Source organism: Aliiglaciecola sp. NS0011-25 (assembly GCF_040370605.1).
Lineage (GTDB): Bacteria > Pseudomonadota > Gammaproteobacteria > Enterobacterales > Alteromonadaceae > Aliiglaciecola > Aliiglaciecola lipolytica_A.
Map to the genome: position 1 here is coordinate 158,400 of NZ_BAABWR010000002.1, position 16,579 is coordinate 174,978.

The window sequence follows — 16,579 nt, forward strand, 5'->3', positions numbered from 1 at the left end:
ATAAGAAATGCGCTCAGTGAAGAGCGCATTTTGAAGAGTGTTTATAAAACATCTACCAAAGCGGTAGCTAACGCATCGACATTTTTTAAGCTTATACCAGCTACGTTGACTCGACTTGAATCAACAAAGTATACACTATGCTTGTCTCTGATTGCTTTAACTTGTTCAGGACTGATACATAAATAAGAAAACATACCTTTTTGCTGAGTCACAAAACTAAAGTCTTTGGTTGCGCCTTTTTCGGCTAATTTAGTGACTAATAGTTGACGTAAGGACTGCATGCGAACACGCATATCTTCCACTTCAGACTGCCACTCGGTTTTTAGAATAGGATCATTTAGCACTATATCTACTAACGCACCGCCGTATGAAGGAGGCATTGAATAAATCGCTCTAGCGATTGATTGAATTTGAGTTTGCATGCTTTGTCTAACCGCATTACTGTTAGTCACAGCCACTGCAAGACCAACACGCTCACGATACAAACCAAAGTTTTTAGAACAAGACGCTGCAATAATTACTTCTGGCAAGTTTTCAGTTAATAAACGCACACCGTAGGCATCAGCTTCTAGTCCGTCGCCAAAACCTTGGTAAGCCACATCAATAAAAGGCACAAAACCTTGTTGTTGGGCTAATTCTAACACTGATTGCCATTGATCTTTGCTTAAGTCTGCGCCCGTTGGGTTATGGCAGCAACCGTGCAATAACACTACGTCGCCTTTTTTAACTTGCTTAAGACAATCTGCCATTTCATCAAATTTAATGCTTGCAGTTGCTTTATCGAAATACGGATAGGTTTCGATTTTTAATCCAGCACTACCGATTAGGGGGATGTGATTGGCCCAAGTTGGGTCACTTACCCAAACGGTTGTTTCTGAGTTACAACGTTTAATTAATTCCGAAAGAACTCTCAATGCGCCACATCCGCCTGGAGCTTGCACAGCAGCAACACGATCTTCAATTAGGGCAGGGTGACCTTTACCTAAAAGTAGTTGCAACATACCGTTAATGTAACCTTGAACACCTTGTGGAGTGATATAAGTTTTGGTTGTCTCTTGTGCTAATAGAATTTTTTGAGCTTTCGCAATAGAACTGAGAATTGGAGTATTACCGTTTTCATCTTTATATACACCTACACCTAAATCTATCTTGTTAGGATTCGGATCTTCACGATATGCAGCAGATAAACCTAGAATAGGATCAGCGGGTAATTTTGGTAACACTTCTAACACAGCAATTCCTCAATAAATAACAGGCAAAAAAAGAAGCCGCTATTATGCCAGTAATTAGAGAGATTTCGAGTAATATATGAGCTTATTGAATGTAAAAGTTAAACTCACGTTGTTTGCGGTTAATACCTTGAGGGTCAAATGTATGCTCTAACCAAGTTACATGCTTGTTTTTATTCACTAATAACAAGGTTGAAGAGCGAGTTCCATAATCCTGAGATTGAATAAAAATTGACGATAATTTTCGCTCCCAATCTATAGGAACGCCAGTTTTAGGCAACATTTCATCTTTTGCTTGGGTTTGATCAAGCAGTATTTCAAATAATTTGTCCGTATCTAACGATACAGCTTGTTGGCAATGCTCGCGCAGTTTAGTGACACCTTGATTTATTTTAGGCCAAGGACTGTTCAAGTCAGCGTTTGACAGACCATATACACCCGGCCCCAATTTACTGACGTTATCGGTATGATTGTTGTAAACAGATAGGTCATTCCATTCGCCAAACATCAAATTGTAGCCATTATATTGTTGTTTGCTGTCACGCAATTTAGCCAAATAATCCTGTTGAGAATCTTGGTTAATCAAAAATTCACTAACCAAGTGGCCTCTTGAAATCGCATTGTTCAGAATTTTTTGCGGATCTCTGACATTGGTTAATGCGCAAAGTCGACCATTTTTATTCATCCCCATCCATGTACCACCTGCTTCTAAATCTCGACCCGCGAGCAAACTCGGATGATCCTGCCAAAAATCAGATTGTACAGTCGGCCGTTGATGAAATTCATCACGGTTAGCCGCTATAATTAACGGGTACTCTGGGTGTTGCTCAACTGCGATGAAAAGAATACACATTGCTTACTCTTTTCCCTTTTCAACTTCTTGTTTCAATCCTTCAATTAGTTTGTCGGACCGCTCAACAAACTTCTCGGTGGTTTCTGGTGCTGTAATCCTGAAAATTGGAGACAGAACTTGCGAAGTGTATCGGGGCGCTGCGACGAAGTTTTGGGTATTGAACAAATGCGGAGCCAACACGTACATTGCCAGTAAAGCTGTACCAGTAATGCTGATGCTATTTCGCATTCTCTTCGACTGGTGGAAGGCAATAAATAACGTAAACCACAGAAACGCAAAGAATAGCGCACCTTTTATCAATAAAATAAACCAGTAAATAAACTGCACCGAACTTAAATTAAACTGCAAGATGGCTTGCAAATAACTGAGTAGTTCATGACTAATTAAAAACAGCCAAAGTAAATTAAATTGGCTCACAATATGGGCGTCTTTCTTCGCTAAAATTGATAGCAATGCAAAGGAAAAAGGCCATATACAGGCTGCAGCAGCGGCGCTTAAACTCACTTTCACTACCTGCGAAACATTAACCTCAACGATGCTGTTGAAATAGAAATTAGCTGACACAAGCGCAATGAACACAATGGCTAAACCTGCGCATAATCTGCGCATGGATAACCATTCCATTTTTTCTTCTAATTTACTTAGAACAATGGCCGGCGAAACTTTTTGCGTATTTTTAAAGATGCGCAAACGAGAACGACCTATGGTGACTATGTCATCAAAGCCAATTAATGCATTAGCACCTGGAGAACCGTTAATTTTCACACCATTTAATGAATCAACATCAGTTAACACCAGAGCTTCGGTATCATCCTCTGCCTGAATAACGATATGTTCTGGACACACGTAAGGGTCGTCAATGCGGACATCATTATCGTATGCTCTGCCAATCGAAATTTTTTCTTTTCCAAAAGTTTGATAACTTAACACCTTGCCGTTTTTCGACAGTACTTCAACAACTATTGCCATGACATGGAATCCATAAATTGATTAGAAAATTGTTTCATTGAATCTGCACTCACCCCTGCTAGGGTAAAGTGACTGATTAAACTTCCATCTGAGTAGTCATTGCTGGCGGAGATAAATAAAACATCATATAAATCGTCAAAATCTTTATAAGCTCGAGCACACAAAATACTTTTCTGAGAAACTTGGTGTTGATTTGACACTATATCTTGCTGACAACGATAGTTGGTCACATCATTTTTACCAGCCTGATTTCCTGGTCGCGTAAAGGCAATTTTTTGGGTCAAAAAATTATGAAATTGAAAGGTGTTGAGTTGTTCACTAGTGAGCCATTCAAACTCTATTTCGATTTCTCCGGTTTGTAATCTACCGTTTAAGAATATCGCTTCTCCGATTCGGCACCGACTTGAAACCGATAAAAACTTAACATCTTTTTCACTGGCGTTTGAACCACCCCAACAGGATATGAAGTCTGAGATTTTTTCGGGGACACTCGCTTTGCCTAGAGGCGAGTGAGACCAAGGTGTCGACAATATTTCAGCTATCATCTTCCCTTGGTTTTTTTGTAGTTGTTTTTGAATATGTGATTTGTAATCTTCGACGTCTATTTGTTCTTGTGAGTTAAATAATGCTTTCACTTTTGGTAACGGAATTAAAAATCCTATTTGATTGCCCGCTGTAGCAACATTGACGCCAACGATTTGACCGAGCCCATTTACCGCTGGCCCGCCACTCATTCCTGGATTGATTGAACCGGTAAAGTGAATACGTTGATAAAAACTATTCTTTTTTAAACCATTGTAGGTACCTGGAACCACTATCATGCCTAAATCGTGGGGGTTACCCAATGAATATATATTTGAACCTTGTAGAGGTAGGTCTTGAGCTAACTTAAACGGCAAACCACTTGTTTGTTCAGGGGCGATTTGCAGCAACGACAAGTCATTGATTACATCGAAATTTTTAAGTTTCAAACTGCCAGTATTGCCATTTGAATCTAAATATTGAATTCGATATTTATCGGGGAAATAAACAAAATCAGAAATGACATGATAGTTTGAAATAATATCGCCATCCTCGCTGACTCGAAATCCAGAACCGATGGACGATTTATTACCAGACTCCTTATCAATCATCTGAATTTGATAGAGTGAATTGCGGTATTGGCTAAACAGGTTTTGAGCCGTTTGCTGACTAAAAGTATGTTGGCTATATAACAAGGATATAAAAATAATAATTCTTAGCACTAAAAATCCCATTAAAATACTGATGATGGAAACAAGGAATTGTTTGGATCCCGATTAAAAATTGCTGCAATGATTAATCTCGGGTGTTTGTTCTTGCTAAAATAAACGGTGTTACTATTCTCCCTCACTTACTTTACTTGACCCTGTAGGTCGCAAAAAGTTGCGCACTAGCATTTATTTAAAAGGTCAAAGTGGGGTAACAACTTTATTCCTTTGGTTTGAGTGTATAATAGGAGAATATGAACGCAATTAATATTCTAAATAATTTTATTACATGCCTAAAACATTAAAAAAGCTAAAATTATCTGCAAATCTTCCCCGCTTAGGTAATCGATTCAGTCAATATTTAGGGGATACCGTCTTGCATGTTTTGGGGTGGAAATTTGAAGGTGAATTTCCTGCCTATAGTAAAATGGTCATTGCCGTAGCGCCTCATACCTCTAATTGGGACTTCGTAATTGGCATGGCCGCTGTGTTTGCGTTAAAGCTTAAAATCACCTTTTTTGGTAAACATAGTATTTTTATTCCACCGTTTAAATCGTTGTTAATCCGTTGGGGAGGGATTCCAATAGAACGTTCACAATCCCATGGGGTAGTGAATCAAATGATTGATAAAATTAAACAAAAAGATAAAATGCTGTTAGCGGTTGCCCCTGAAGGCACCCGCAGTAAAATTTATCCTTGGAAAAGTGGTTTTTTACATATTGCTAAACAAGCGAATATTCCGGTGTTTTTAATTGGCTTAGATTATCGTCATAAATCCATCGTTTTAGGACCGGTTTTTCATCCTAAAGAAGATAACTCTTTAGAAATGCAAAAAGTTTATGGGTTTTATGCTAAAGTGCACGCAAAATTTCCTTCCCAGGTAGCCTTTCCCGCGGAGAGTTCGATTGAAAAATAAAGGTTTTACAACACGGCTTGTGCATGCAGACCGCATTTTAAACAAGCCCCAAGATGGTTCTGTTCATTCTCCTACTAGTAATTCTGTACTTTTTGAGTTTGAAGACGTCAATGATTTAGTTGCCGTTTTTCAAGGAAAGAAACTAGGACATGTATATTCGAGATCTTCTTCTTCTTCTAACGCAGCCTTACAAAATATGTTGGCTGATTTAGAAGGAGGCGTAGCAGCAGTTACTTTTGCCACTGGAATGGCGGCAATTTCCTCTATGCTGTTGGCGCTATTGAAGAAAGACGATCATATTATTGTCAGCCAATTTTTGTTCGGCAATACCAGTAGTTTAATGGTGACATTGCAAAGTTTAGGCATTCAAGTTAGCTATGTTGATACCACGAATATCAATTTGATAACTCAAGAGCTTAAAGAAAATACCAGAATGGTATTTACCGAAACTATAGCTAACCCAGTGACTCAGGTTGCCGATTTACAAGCTATTGGTGAGTTCTGTGAAACAAATAAACTGCTCTTTATCATCGATAATACTATGACACCAGGGTATATATTTGATGCTAAAGCAGTGAAAGCATCATTAACGGTTACTTCATTGACTAAATATATTGCTGGTCACGGCAATGTATTAGGTGGTGCTGTGGTTGATACCGGCTTTTACGATTGGTCAGCGTATCCAAATATTTTTGATTTGTACCGAGTGGGAGATCCTGCCACCTGGGGAATGACGCAAATTCGTAAAAAAGGGTTGCGTGATTTGGGCGCGACATTATCGCCTCATTCAGCGCAACAAATTTCTGTGGGCTTAGAAACCTTAGCATTACGACTGCAAAGAACCTGTCAAAACGCGCTAAGACTTGCTACTTATTTACATGGGCACAGTAAAGTCGCCAATGTTTATTACCCCGGATTAGCTGACCATCCACAACACTATATCGCCAGAGAATTGTTTAATGGTAATTATGGTGGTGTATTTAGTATGGATTTGTCACCTGGATTGGATATTCATAAATTTCTCAATTCATTGAAGACTGTAGTGATAGCGACGCACTTAGGTGACACTCGTACCTTATGTTTGCCGGTAGCCTCTACAATATTTTATGAAAATGGCGCTGAACAACGAGCTCAAATGGGGATTAATGAGAATATGATTAGATTTTCGGTCGGTATCGAAGATATTGACGATATTGTTGCAGACTTTGAACAAGCATTTACTAAGATCTAATTATTTAATCGAAATAAATCCATAAAATTCAATTACTTGGATGAAAATATTTAAATTTCACAAAATATTATGAACTAATTATTTTTATCATTGACTAATATTTAGTTGTAAAGATGTTTTATTGCTAAAACAGTAAAACATTTCATTGTGTGTTCCAAGTGATGTGTGTTTATTGCCCCGTTTATCGGGGCTTTTTTTTGTCTAATATTTTAAACATCAGTGAAGGCTAGCAAGACTAAAACAGTTAGAGTGCTATCGCTTCTTTTATATCTTTTCGAAATTCTTTATCAGATGGTTTGGTTGAGGATTTATACCCTTTTACGACGTTGCCATTTTTATCCACTAAGTATTTATAGAAATTCCATCCAGGCTCCATACCACTTTGTTTGGATAGTTTACGGAATAACGGATCGGCGTTTGCGCCTTTTACCCGTGTGACTTCAAACATTGGAAATTCCACACCATAGGTAAGTTCGCACAATTCAGCGGTTTTACTCTCGTCACTAAATTCTTGTTTAAAATCATGTGAGGGAAAGCCTAACACCACAAGCCCCTGATCTCTATATTCACTGTATAAGGATTCAAGTCCTTCAAATTGAGGAGTGTAACCGCACTTACTAGCGGTGTTTACTATAAGCAGTGTTTTTCCTTGGTATTCACTGCACATGTTTACAGTTTCCTGAGAGTTTAATTTACGTTTCATAAATTTTAGAACATCTGGGCATTCGTTTGCAGAGGCAAACATAGGGGTAACAACTAAACTACATAGTAATACTAATTTTTTCATGAAAACTCCGTTGCTTTGACAGAACAAAAATTTGGCAGCTAAACGTTACTATCTTTATTAAGCAATTTTAGATCACTTGTTTACCTAAATACTTTCATGCGTTTTAATAGTGCTTTACGTTCTACTGACTATAACAAAAAGCAGAGAGTCAAAAATGCAAAAAAGCTTTAAACTGCTCATTATTTCTACTATCACCTCAAGTTTACTCGCTTGTTCTGGAATTCAAACTTCTGAAGCCCCCGCTGAATCTAATCTGGTTAATACAGATAGGGAAGTTGCTTCAATTTATCAGCCAATTAAACAACAAGCCTCTTATCTGAGTGATAATAACGAGGAGTTAACCCTACAAAAAATAATGGCTGATCCAGATTGGATTGGTAGACAACCTCAATCTCCATATTGGTCACTAGATGGAAATAGTTATTTCTATTCACAGAAACGTGAAGGATCTGTGGTCAAAGATTTATTTCAACAGCCGGTATCATCGAAAACGGCCAATTTAGTTCCAATTGCAAATTACCATCAGGTTTCCTATAAAAATAAGGTTTTTAACCAAAGCAGAAACAAAGTTGCATGGGTGTTTAAACAAAATGTATTTATGCAAGACCTTAACTCAGGTGAGATTTCGCAGCTTACCCGCAGTGACCAATATTTAACTAATTTACAGTTTTTAAAAGATGGTAGGTTGAGTTATCGAGTTTATAACAAAATTTATGCCATCGATGTTGCCTCAGGTATAACTGAACAATTGGTGAGTTGGGAATTCAAAGAAGCACCGCAAGCCAACGAACCCGCTAAAGATTATATCGCTCAGCAGCAATTGAATTTGATTGAAGTTTTGCGTGATCGTAGGCAGCGCACACAAGACAAGTTCGAGTTTAATGCACAAATTTCTGAACAGAATCAATCAACCACCCCTGAACCTTTTTATTTCCCTGTTGATAATAAAACCGCCGATGCAAGTCTTTCTCCTAATGGTAGATATCTTATTTTAGCCATCGAAAAAGATACGCCAAGTCGAGATGAAGGCGATATTATGCCCAATTACATTAAAGAAGATGGCCGTATTAAAGCTGAGAAAGTTAGGCACCGGGTGGCGGATGCTAAGCCCAAAAGCCAATATTTGTGGTTGTTAGATTTACAAACGGGCACACAAAAAGAACTGTCCTATAAGAGCTTGCCCGGATATAACGAAGACGTTTTAGAGCAGGTTAAACGAGAAAATGCAGAAGCCAAAGGACTAACCTATCAAAGTAATCGACTGCCCAGAGATATAGGTTTATTGGTAGATTGGGGATGGAATCAGAGCGCTATTGCTTGGCAAGCGGATGGTGAAAATGTTGCGATCATGTTGGAAGCTTGGGATAACAAGGATCGTTGGTTAACCACAGTAGATTTTGCGACGCAAACGTTAGTGACCCAGGATCGATTGCACGATGATGCTTGGATTAATTATAACTTCAATAGTTTTGGATGGTTGAATCACTCATCAAAATTATACTTTTTATCGGAAAAAAGTGGGTATGCGCATCTCTATTTAAAAGATTTAAATAGTAATGCAAAACAACTCACTAGTGGTGAGTACGAAGTTGATGAGTTAACTTTAACCGCAAATGACCAATATATTTATTTCAAAGCAAATAAAAAACATCCTGGCATTTACGAAATTTATCGGGTTGATTTAAACAGTGGTGATATTGAAGAGTTAACTAACTTAAATGGTGTCACTGACTATTTATTTAATGACGCTCAAAACAAGTTATTGTTAACTCACTCTAAGTTAACCATGCCGCCAGAGCTATTCGTGAAAACACTAGGTTCTGAGGAGCCAGCGCAACAGGTAACATTCACGACTAGTGAGGCATTTAAGCAAATCAACTGGACGATTCCCGAGATTGTTCCGATTAAATCTTCTCATGCTCAACAACCCATTTATGCTCGTTTATATGCGCCTAAAGATGCAGGTGAAGGAGAGAAAAAACGCGCTGTAATATTTAATCATGGAGCAGGGTATCTACAAAACTCTCACCTAGGTTGGTCAGCTTACTTCCGTGAATTCATGTTCCATAATCTGCTGGTGCAAAAAGGTTATGTTGTTTTAGACATGGACTATCGTGCATCCGCAGGTTACGGCAGAGATTGGCGCACGGCTATTTATCGACACATGGGTAAACCTGAAATAGAAGATTTGGTTGATGGTGTTGATTGGATGGTGAACAACGTTAATGTCGATCGAAATAGAATAGGGACCTATGGCGGATCTTACGGTGGTTTTATGACCTTTATGGCACTGTTTACTGAGCCCGACCTCTTTCAAGCTGGCGCTGCCTTGCGTCCTGTTTCGGATTGGGCACATTATAACCATCCATACACAAGCAATATTCTAAATACTCCCGACGTTGATCCTATTGCCTATGAACGCAGTTCACCTATTTATTTTGCCGAAGGTCTGACTAAACCACTGCTTATCAATGCACCTATGGTTGACTCAAATGTGTTTTTTGTTGATACAGTGCGTTTGGTACAGCGATTGATTGAATTAGAAAAACAAAACTTTGAAACGGCTATTTATCCAGTTGAATCTCATGGTTTCATTGAACCGAGTTCTTGGTTAGACGAGTATCGTAGAATCTTTAAATTGTTTGAAGAAAACTTATAAACTTATTAATTGTCTATTTGCCTCAGGTATTCTGAGGCAAATATTTATTTTTTATCCAGTAAACTAAGATACATCCTAAACCACCCACTGCACCGTATAAATGAGCATCAACAGCTACATTTGCAGCAATCAATTCAGTGATCATTTGGTCTGCGCCAAATAGTTGTTCGTTAATAATTTTTGCCCAAACTCCTAACATTAAAATCCAGCCAAATTTTACTTTATGACGGATGTCTAAATATGCGCCGTAAACAAAGATGCCATGTAATGTGCCTGAAAGGCCTGCGTACCAATCTAGATTAGGTGAATAAAGGAATATGCCAAAGGTGACAAACAAACTTAGCAGCAAGGTGCTTAATAGATAATTTTTAAGGGTGTAATATTGTCCGTGAATAGCCCAAAGTAAGCCTATGCCTGCAATATTAAGCAATAAGTGGTTGCTATTGGTGTGCACAAAATTAGCACTGAGAAATTGCCACCAATCGCCGTTTAGCACCATTTCTCGCTGCAATGCTAGATATGCCGAAGTGGTAGGTTCAAATAGCCACAATAAACAGCACAAGAGCGCGATAAAAATAGGTCCAGTTATTTGTTGAAATTTTATGGGTAAATTTAACAAGTTGCCAACATAATATTTATAAATAATGGTGAACACCTTAACTAAATCCATGATTTCGTACAAGAATGCTTTAATAACTACATTTTGTGTTGCATCCTAATCTGTGGCTCGTTATCTTTCCATCATCCCAAAAGCCGTTTATTGAGATTGTCTGTGAAATCATTGTTTAAAGTAATATGCGTACTCTGTTTAATATCGTTTAACCAAGTTAACGCTAAGCAAACGACTAGGGAAGATCGCGAGCCAGAAGCCGCCACTGGTGTTAGTCAGAAAAAAGCACGGATTGCTGAAGAATATATGGTGGTGTCCGCAAACCCATATGCTTCATGGGCAGGTAAAAATATTATTAGTAATGGTGGAAGTGCTATCGATGCCGCCATTGCTGTTCAAGCGATGCTAACCCTTGTTGAGCCGCAATCATCAGGTATTGGTGGCGGAAATTTCATTTTATACTGGGATAATAAAGCTAAAAAGCTGCATACATTTGATGGTCGCGAAACGGCGCCTTCAGAAGCTAATGCTTATTTGTTCATGCATGAAGGAAAACCCTTAAAATGGCGAGATGCCGTAGTTGGTGGGCGTTCTGTAGGCGTACCAGGCGCGTTAAAAGCATTAGAGAAAGCACACAAACAGTTTGGCAAATTACCTTGGAATTCACTGTTTACTGATGCGATTAATACAGCAGAGAAAGGTTTCACGGTTTCGGCTCGTTTAGAGAAGCTTCTTTCATTGCGTTTTCATCCTGGCTTAGAAGCCTTTTTAAATCCTAAAACCTATTTTTATCCAAATGGTATAGAACTCAAAGAAGGGACAAATAAAACCAACGTTAAACTGTCTAAAGTGTTCGAAAAAATATCAGAACAAGGAGCCGATTATCTGTATAAAGGTGAATTGGCGGATAAAATCGCGAAAACCGTTCAGTATTCAACAATTAACCCCGGTAAATTAAGTGTTCAAGATCTTGAAAATTACCAAGCGAAAGAACGGGACCCTATTTGTGGATTCTATCGTAAATATAAAATTTGCGGCATGGCTCCTCCTAGTTCCGGTGGCATAAGCGTATTACAAATACTTAAAATGCTTGAAGACTATGACTTGTCAAAAATGGATCCAGACTCATTAGAATCTATTCATTTATTCACACAAGCATCCAAATTAGCCTATGCCGATCGGGATAAATACATTGCGGACAGTGATTTTGTGCAATTGCCCTTTGCCGCATTGATTAATCAAACTTATTTGTCGCAACGTGCTGAATTAATCAAAGCAGATAAAGATATGGGCAAGGCTGAAGCCGGTGAACCTTATATCAATGCTTCTTTGATTGGCATGGATACATCCTTTGAATTACCTAATACTAGTCACGTTTCCATTGTAGACAAAGAAGGTAACGCTCTTGCCATGACCACCAGTATTGAATTTGGCTTTGGCTCAGGGTTAATGGTTGAAGGGTTTTTACTGAATAATCAACTAACTGATTTTTCATTGAATCCTAGTCCTAATAATCGTCCAGCCCTTAACCGAGTCGAACCTAATAAACGTCCTCGTAGTGCCATGAGTCCTACTATGGTATTTGACCAAAACGGTCAACTAATGTTGGTAATAGGCTCTCCCGGCGGCAGTCGAATTGTCAGTTATGTGGCGCAAACTATTGTAGGTGTAGTCGATTGGGGATTGGATATTCAGCAGGCTATTAATTTACCTAAAATCACCAATCGAAATGATTATACTGCGCTAGAAAAAGGCACTTCTTTAGAGAAGTGGGAAGCTAAATTGAGTGCTATGGGCCATAACGTTAAGATCATTGATTTAAATAGCGGGCTTCACGGAATTCAATTTAAAAACGGAAAAATTATAGGTGGTGCGGATCCGAGAAGGGAAGGTGTCGCGGTTGGAGATTAAAGCATTGTTTAAACCTATGCTTAATGTAAAGGCATCCACGGTAGCAATAGCTAATGATAGTTTAAAAAATTTGAGGCGCAGAAGTCTTAACCAAAGGAATGATAATGAAGTCTAGTTTAAAAATGTTCGGTGCGATGGTCGCCACAGTAATATTGAGTGGTTGCATGAGTATGCCTATATCGACCATGTACAAAATGTCACAATTTTCCCCTTTTGATATGGAGCCTCAGGATATACGAATTGCACTGCGCACCGATAAAAGTATCGAGGTGAAAAATGGCGCAGCTAAAATTTTCATGAGTTACAGTTCTGATGGAAACGATAGCTTGCCTGCTTTTTACGAAGAACATAATTTTAGTGTGGAAATACTGCAATATCAACATTCAGAAATGCCTGAAATTTTGTTAGACGACATTGAAGATAATGAGCGCGTTACTATTCTTAAGTTATCTGATAGCGATGCCCAAGCAATGAAAGATTTACTGGCTAAAGCCAAGCAATATAAAGCGTTAGATGCTAAAGGACGAGGAGAATTTGCCATCAGCACTGAGAATAATTGTTTTGGTAATTTAAATAACTTTGCATCCTTGGAAGTAGATGTGTTTCTGCAAGCCGTCAAAGAAGATGGTTATATGTTGTTTTTAGAAGATGTAGATGTCATTGAACAAGCCAAAGATAACGATATTGATTTGAAACAAACGAACCTTTGCGAGGCGGGGTAGTAAGCTCACTATCGTTGGTTTATTTGTATCAGGTTATGCCCGAAGCTAAACAAATATTGTTTAGCTTCGCTGTTTATAAACATTCAGCCTTAAAAAATTGAGCGTCGCTGTGCGCTTTCTTTAGCCTCGATTACCACTGATATATTCTACTCGTTGATAATAAATCCTATTGTTCTAGAGCTAGGTAATCTAATTTAGCTGTTTTTGATTGTGTGTTTTTTTATGAAAACTGCTAAGTTATTCGCCATTAATAATTAGATAAAGGCTTAACATGTTTAAAGTAAATGAATATTTTGAAGGAAAAGTAACTTCTATGGCGTTTCAAACCGCTACATTACCCGCTACGGTTGGGGTGATGGCGCCAGGAGAGTATGAGTTTGGTACTAGCGAATTTGAAACCATGACAGTGGTGAGTGGTGCGTTAACTGTGTTGTTGCCAGGGCAAACAGAATGGCAAACTTTTACAACTAATCAGGTCTTTACCATTGAAGCAAATGTGAAATTTCAAGTAAAAGTAACAGTAGATACTGCTTATCTTTGTACATACGGTAAATAGTGGTTTTTATTTGCTAAAGTTTAGTTAAAACTGACGGGCACTTTATTTAAAAAAGTGTCCAATTTTCAATTAATTTAAGTGTCAAATGTCCTCTGCAAAATCAACAGTAAAAAAGTTAGATGAAAATACCGTTAAGGCACTGACTAAAGTGTGCGAAGAAGCGAAACGAACTGTTCAAGGATTTGACTGGTTAACTCACACAGCCGATTACAGTAACTTCCCGTCTAGTTTAGTCATTACTTGCGTGTTTTTAACGGAACAACAGGTTATCGATGCAAAAGCACAGCAACAAGATGCCTATTTACGAAAATTAATCCATAAACAATTATTAAAAGTGGGGATTTTATTGAAGAATCCCAAACATAATGTATTTTTTGATAGCGAAGAAGCGTGCGCAATGAGCCATCAAGGAAATTGGGATAAACGTCTCAGGTTATTCCATTAATTTAAAAATCTATCTGCTTTAAACGATTATTCAATGGTGGTGAGTTTGTTCTGGTCAGCATGATAGGCGAATGCATCCTGTAAATCGCGCATTATTGTTCTGCCAGTAGAGAGTGGGGGAATTTGTTGCAAAGTAAAAAAGTCAGCTCCACAGGTTTCCATCCCAGCTGTTTGATTTATTGGCTCAATGGGCTCGCATAAAAATAGCATTTTATAAAAATCGCGGATGTCAGGATCATAGTCTCCTGAGGCTTTGTGCCGTAACGATATCAAACGAGTGTGACTGACATAGACGTTTGCTTCTTCTTCGATCTCTTTCTTGATATTTTGCACTGCGGTCAAGCCAACATCAGCGTAACCACCTGGCAGAGTCCATTTCTTATCACTTTTTTCTTGCACTAAAAGGATTTTGCCGTCTTTTATCACTGCACCGCGCACTTCAACTTGTGGTGTCACATACCGACGATGAAAAGGGGTAACCAAGTCTGAAATTTGTTTAACGGGTACAGACGCCAAATCACTCATCATTTGTTGTGCAATATGAGAAATCTCTGTAAATCTTTCGCGGTCAAATTCTTCAGGAGAAAATGCTAAACCTGATTCGGCAATCGCGTGGAGTCGCTTAACGTGAGAAAGCCAAATGGAAGCGTGGTCTTTATCAGACATTTCCATGAAACTGTTATAGGTACTTATCTGGTTGAATCTTATCGACCAACCATTTGCCGTCTACCCGCAACATTTCAACAACACGAATATCTTCAACTCGTTCATCGTACAAGGTACCAGTGAAAAATAGAGTGACAACCGCTGACTCTGCAAATTCGTTACGTCCAATACTGTTACCAGTATCAGGTTGTATATCCACTTCATCATAAACAAGGTCGAATACGTGTCTTTGAACATTGCGGTTGGTGCGATAAGACTTAAGCAATTTCGCCATACGTTTAGAACTCATGGCAATGGCTTTATTCAGGTTTTTATCGTTATACACATGTTGGAAAAACTCTACAGCAGCGTAATCCGGAGTGTTGGTATCCATCATGCCATATTTACCGGCTCCTTTTTTGCTTTGCGTATCACAAGCTTGAAGGAATAAAAGCAAAACACTTATTGTTAAAAAACGTAAATACTGGTGATTAATCATGATGAATAAATAGAGTTAAATTGAACACAGGTACAGTCTGCGTTTTCTATGTTTAAAAGTAAAGAGCAGGCCTAAAGCCTGCTCTTTTTATTCTACTAAACGCAGTTTGTGCTATTGCACTTCTTCATGGTCTGTAAATTCGCCAGCAAACATAGCGCTACTCAAGTAACGTTCAGTTGAACTTGGGAAAATAACCACGATCATTTTGTCTGCATTTTCTGGTTTTTCTGCAAGGCGTTTTGCCGCAACCATAGCTGCACCTGTTGAAATTCCAGCTAATATGCCTTCCTCTTTTAACAGACGATGCGCCATTTCTATAGATTCATCATTCGACACCTGTTCTACTTGGTCAACAATATCTAAATCTAAGTTGCCGGGAATAAAACCTGCACCTATACCTTGGATTTTATGTGGACCAGGAGTAAGTTCTTCACCCGCTTTAGCTTGAGTGATAACCGGAGAATCAGTTGGTTCTACCGCAACAGTCAGGATTTTTTTACCTTTGGTGTTTTTCAGGTATCGGCTCACACCAGTAATAGTTCCACCTGTGCCTACACCTGCAACAAAAATATCCACTTTACCGTCTGTATCTTTCCAGATTTCAGGGCCTGTGGTTTTTTCATGAATTTCAGGGTTAGCAGGATTATCAAATTGTTGAAGTAAGATATATTTGCCAGGATCTGATGCAACAATTTCCTGTGCTTTGGCAACAGCGCCTTTCATACCTTTAGGCGCTTCAGTAAGCACCACATTAGCACCAAGAGCTTTAAGCAATTTACGACGCTCCAAGCTCATACTACTTGGCATTGTTAAGGTTAATTTGTAACCTCTAGAAGCGGCTACGAATGCTAATGCGATACCAGTATTACCGCTGGTCGGCTCAACTAATTCTTTGTCTTTGGTTAGGATACCGCGTTTTTCAGCATCCCAAATCATGTTAGCGCCAATACGGCATTTAACACTAAAACTGGGGTTACGTGATTCCATTTTGGCGTAAACGTTGCCAGTAGAAACTACACGATTTAATTTAACTAAAGGCGTGTTGCCAATAGCGAGCGAATTATCATCATAAACTTGCATACTATATCCTTGCATAGGTTTAGGTAACTTTCAGTGATACCCTTTGATGTGTTTTTGTTATTTGAATAACTATTTTAGGCTGTTAATGTTGTACTTAACAAGCACTCGTTTTCATGAAAATAGCAAAATTCAATAAGTTTGCTTAACTTTGTACCTTGTTATGATTGTGCTCAACGAGTAATTTTCAAAGTGCTTTTTGCTATATCTTAGTTTTATATTTACATTTTTTAATTATTGAG

Annotated in this window: 16 protein-coding genes; 7 read left to right on the forward strand and 9 right to left on the reverse strand. The window is 38.4% G+C overall.

The annotated features are described in order from the left end of the window. Window positions 1–41: 41 nt before the first annotated feature. The 4 genes from ABWV72_RS02545 to ABWV72_RS02560 all read right to left on the reverse strand — a co-directional run bounded on the left by ABWV72_RS02545 (window position 42) and on the right by ABWV72_RS02560 (window position 4,295). Window positions 42–1,232, reverse strand: a complete 1,191-nt coding sequence (locus ABWV72_RS02545; RefSeq protein ID WP_216046515.1) for an amino acid aminotransferase — start codon at window positions 1,230–1,232, stop codon at window positions 42–44. Window positions 1,233–1,314: 82 nt separating this feature from the next. After that, window positions 1,315–2,082 carry an NRDE family protein gene (locus ABWV72_RS02550; RefSeq protein WP_353368537.1) on the reverse strand — a complete coding sequence of 256 codons (768 nt, stop codon included), beginning with the start codon at window positions 2,080–2,082 and terminating at the stop codon, window positions 1,315–1,317. Window positions 2,083–2,085: 3 nt separating this feature from the next. Then, window positions 2,086–3,051: an FHA domain-containing protein gene (locus ABWV72_RS02555; RefSeq protein ID WP_303499861.1), complete on the reverse strand. Its 966-nt coding sequence runs from the start codon at window positions 3,049–3,051 to the stop codon at window positions 2,086–2,088. Then, window positions 3,042–4,295 carry a S1 family peptidase gene (locus ABWV72_RS02560; RefSeq protein WP_342808129.1) on the reverse strand — a complete coding sequence of 418 codons (1,254 nt, stop codon included), beginning with the start codon at window positions 4,293–4,295 and terminating at the stop codon, window positions 3,042–3,044. The genes ABWV72_RS02555 and ABWV72_RS02560 overlap by 10 nt, the downstream gene beginning before the upstream one ends. Before the next feature lie 274 nt (window positions 4,296–4,569). Between ABWV72_RS02560 and ABWV72_RS02565 the strand changes: the two genes are divergently transcribed. Next, window positions 4,570–5,196: a 1-acyl-sn-glycerol-3-phosphate acyltransferase gene (locus ABWV72_RS02565; RefSeq protein ID WP_216046519.1), complete on the forward strand. Its 627-nt coding sequence runs from the start codon at window positions 4,570–4,572 to the stop codon at window positions 5,194–5,196. Continuing rightward, window positions 5,186–6,427: a cystathionine gamma-synthase family protein gene (locus tag ABWV72_RS02570; RefSeq protein ID WP_353368540.1), complete on the forward strand. Its 1,242-nt coding sequence runs from the start codon at window positions 5,186–5,188 to the stop codon at window positions 6,425–6,427. Before ABWV72_RS02565 ends, ABWV72_RS02570 begins: the two co-directional genes overlap by 11 nt. Window positions 6,428–6,671: 244 nt before the next feature. Here ABWV72_RS02570 and ABWV72_RS02575 read toward each other — a convergent pair whose 3' ends face one another. Next, complete coding sequence (locus tag ABWV72_RS02575; RefSeq protein ID WP_216046521.1) at window positions 6,672–7,214, reverse strand: glutathione peroxidase; 543 nt, start codon at window positions 7,212–7,214, stop codon at window positions 6,672–6,674. Window positions 7,215–7,368: 154 nt separating this feature from the next. Here ABWV72_RS02575 and ABWV72_RS02580 point away from each other — a divergent pair, with 154 nt between their 5' ends. Continuing rightward, complete coding sequence (locus tag ABWV72_RS02580) at window positions 7,369–9,873, forward strand: S9 family peptidase (protein WP_353368542.1); 2,505 nt, start codon at window positions 7,369–7,371, stop codon at window positions 9,871–9,873. Between the two features lie 22 nt (window positions 9,874–9,895). Here the strand turns inward: ABWV72_RS02580 and rrtA are convergent, their stop codons facing one another. Continuing rightward, the gene (gene rrtA / locus ABWV72_RS02585) at window positions 9,896–10,543 is read right to left on the reverse strand and encodes a rhombosortase (protein WP_353368544.1); all 648 of its coding nucleotides are present in this window, start codon (window positions 10,541–10,543) and stop codon (window positions 9,896–9,898) included. A gap of 111 nt (window positions 10,544–10,654) precedes the next feature. Between rrtA and ggt the strand changes: the two genes are divergently transcribed. From ggt to ABWV72_RS02605, 4 genes are all read left to right on the forward strand, one after another. Beyond that, window positions 10,655–12,394 (forward strand): gamma-glutamyltransferase, encoded by a 1,740-nt coding sequence (ggt, locus tag ABWV72_RS02590; protein ID WP_252728723.1) that lies wholly within the window; start codon window positions 10,655–10,657, stop codon window positions 12,392–12,394. A 104-nt stretch (window positions 12,395–12,498) separates the two neighbouring features. Further along, window positions 12,499–13,116: a hypothetical protein gene (locus ABWV72_RS02595; protein WP_342808137.1), complete on the forward strand. Its 618-nt coding sequence runs from the start codon at window positions 12,499–12,501 to the stop codon at window positions 13,114–13,116. Between the two features lie 271 nt (window positions 13,117–13,387). Beyond that, a complete protein-coding gene (gene ppnP, locus ABWV72_RS02600) occupies window positions 13,388–13,672 on the forward strand; it encodes a pyrimidine/purine nucleoside phosphorylase (RefSeq protein ID WP_216046526.1) in 285 nt (94 codons plus the stop codon). Between the two features lie 85 nt (window positions 13,673–13,757). Then, a complete protein-coding gene (locus ABWV72_RS02605; RefSeq protein ID WP_216046527.1) occupies window positions 13,758–14,117 on the forward strand; it encodes a Fis family transcriptional regulator in 360 nt (119 codons plus the stop codon). Between the two features lie 26 nt (window positions 14,118–14,143). Here the strand turns inward: ABWV72_RS02605 and ABWV72_RS02610 are convergent, their stop codons facing one another. The 3 genes from ABWV72_RS02610 to cysK all read right to left on the reverse strand — a co-directional run bounded on the left by ABWV72_RS02610 (window position 14,144) and on the right by cysK (window position 16,340). Then, complete coding sequence (locus ABWV72_RS02610) at window positions 14,144–14,782, reverse strand: NUDIX hydrolase (RefSeq protein WP_216046528.1); 639 nt, start codon at window positions 14,780–14,782, stop codon at window positions 14,144–14,146. Window positions 14,783–14,795: 13 nt separating this feature from the next. Further along, entirely contained in the window at window positions 14,796–15,158 is a 363-nt protein-coding gene (locus ABWV72_RS02615; RefSeq protein ID WP_252728701.1) for a hypothetical protein, read from the reverse strand. 213 nt (window positions 15,159–15,371) lie between these two features. Continuing rightward, window positions 15,372–16,340, reverse strand: a complete 969-nt coding sequence (gene cysK, locus ABWV72_RS02620) for a cysteine synthase A (protein WP_216046530.1) — start codon at window positions 16,338–16,340, stop codon at window positions 15,372–15,374. Window positions 16,341–16,579 lie beyond the last annotated feature (239 nt).